Origin of the sequence: Arthrobacter sp. Leaf141, from assembly GCF_001424565.1 — a bacterium.
Classification (GTDB): Bacteria; Actinomycetota; Actinomycetes; order Actinomycetales; family Micrococcaceae; genus Arthrobacter.
The window spans coordinates 1-702 of the sequence record NZ_LMOL01000019.1 but is presented as its reverse complement, the minus strand read 5'-3'; the positions used below and the strand labels follow the sequence as shown (position 1 = coordinate 702).

1 pseudogene is annotated in these 702 nt (G+C 67.9%); it reads left to right on the top strand.

The window, feature by feature from the left end:
- Positions 1–605, top strand: a pseudogene (locus tag ASF72_RS20090) (hypothetical protein); the annotation flags it as partial.
- Positions 606–702 lie beyond the last annotated feature (97 nt).

Below are 702 nucleotides of genomic sequence, written 5' to 3'. Positions count from 1 at the left end.
GGCTCACCAGCCAGGCCGGGACCCAGCAGCAGAAGGCTGCCGAGGGAATCCGGAACATCTCCACCCAACTGCACAGCATGGCCGAGGCTCCCGGAGAGCAGGGCATTGCCACTGACCTCATCCGTGAAGCGGCGGAACGCACTTCCTCCATCGCCGGCTGGCTCGAGAACCGGGATCCGGGTTCGCTCCTTAGCGAGGTGCAGACCTTCGCCCGGAACAAGCCGGGCACCTTCCTGCTGCTGGCAGCCGGCGCCGGCATCCTTGCCGGCCGCCTCACCCGTGGACTCACCGCCGGGGCTCCGGAAACGTCCGCCAACGGTGGGCAGGCACTTGGCTCGACTCCGTACCCGCCGGTTGCCGGTGGCACTACTCCCCCACCGCCGGTCCACCTTCCAGGCCCGGCCGTCACCACCGCCGGTTTCGACGGCGGCGCACCGGGCAGCAACTACCCGTCCGCAGGGTCCGCGTCCTCGCTGGACAGCCCGCAATTGGTGGAGGAGCCGTGGACCGGGAACAGGTTGGATGACGAGTCCTTCGCCACCGATCCCCTTACCGGCGATCCCGTCACCCGGGACCCGTCGGACGGCCAGTCTGGCAGGTTCTGATGAGCAGCGAAGTTCCCGAAGCACCGGCCAGCGCGGCCCATCGGAAAGCGGATACTACCTCGTTGGGTGAGCTTCTTGGTGATGTCACCAAGGACCT